Source organism: Acinetobacter sp. COS3 (genome assembly GCF_000475335.1).
Taxonomy (GTDB): domain Bacteria; phylum Pseudomonadota; class Gammaproteobacteria; order Pseudomonadales; family Moraxellaceae; genus Acinetobacter; species Acinetobacter venetianus.
The window spans coordinates 1-1,180 of sequence record NZ_AXCD01000060.1; the positions used below are offsets into that span (position 1 = coordinate 1).

The following is a 1,180-nucleotide window of genomic DNA, read 5'->3' on the forward strand; positions in this document are numbered from 1 at the left end:
CTTTGTACACGACAAAAAAAGATAACTCATTGAAATAATGGCATAATACTTGTTTTCTGACGACGAATATGATGACACATTTCAATGAGTTACATCTCATCTTAAACAAATATCTAAAGTGGAACAAGTCACATCTAAAATGTTTTACACTGATTATGCTGGCATTAATTGTAAAACAGACATGTAATCTTTCTTCTGCATCTAAAGCCTTACCTATCAAGTGCTTACCACAATCATTTTATCGACGTATACAACGCTTCTTTGCAGATCAGTATTTCGATTATCGTCAAATTTCTCAGTTAATTTTCAATATATTTTTATTCGATAAAGTCCAATTAACTTTGGATAGAACCAACTGGAAATGGGGAAAACGAGATATCAATATCTTGATGTTAGCCATCGTCTATCGTGGAATAGCGATACCTATTGTTTGGACATTGCTCAATAAACGTGGAAATTCAGATACAAAAGAGCGTATTGCTTTGATTCAACGCTTCATCTCCATTTTTGGTAAAGATCGTATTGTGAATGTGTTCGCAGACAGGGAATTTATCGGTGAGAAATGGTTCACATGGTTAATTGAAAATGACATTAACTTCTGTATACGTGTTAAAAAAACTTTATTGTGACCAATCACTTAGCAAAGAATCATAAAATTAGTGATTTATTTCGTCATCTTCAAGTTGGTCAAACTGAATGTCGTAAACGACGTATTTGGGTTGGTCGAGTGAAACTGTATATTAGTGCGTTAAGATTAGAAGATGGAGAACTTTTACTTGTTGTTTCTCCTATGTTTAATGCTTCTGCTATTCGTGATTATGCATTACGCTGGGAAATCGAAACCTTATTTAGTTGTCTCAAAGGACGTGGATTCAATCTTGAAAATACTCGTTTAACAGACCCTAGACGAGTCAAGAAATTGATAGCAGTGCTAGCTATCGGTTTCTGTTGGTGCTATTTAACAGGTGAATGGCAACATGATCGAAAAAAAGCGATAAAAATAAAGAAGCATGGACGACTTTCAGTAAGTTTATTTCGCTACGGCTTGGACCATGTTCAAATGGCTATTCTACGTTTGATTGGTTTTGGGAAAAAAGAAGAATTTAAGAAAGTGCTAGCAATTTTAAGAAAGAAAAAGTCTGATAGAACAAGGGCCCTATGAAATTTGTCGTGTACAGAG

At 34.5% G+C, this 1,180-nt stretch carries 1 protein-coding gene; it reads left to right on the forward strand.

Features of this window, described 5'->3' with window-relative positions; all coding sequences use genetic code 11:
* Nucleotides 1–71 precede the first annotated feature (71 nt).
* A protein-coding gene (locus IO68_RS33870) for an IS4-like element ISAba33 family transposase (protein WP_152514801.1) occupies nt 72–1,162 on the forward strand; the annotation gives its coding sequence in 2 pieces (ribosomal slippage) (nt 72–612 and nt 612–1,162; 1,092 coding nt in all).
* The last annotated feature ends 18 nt before the right edge of the window (nt 1,163–1,180 follow it).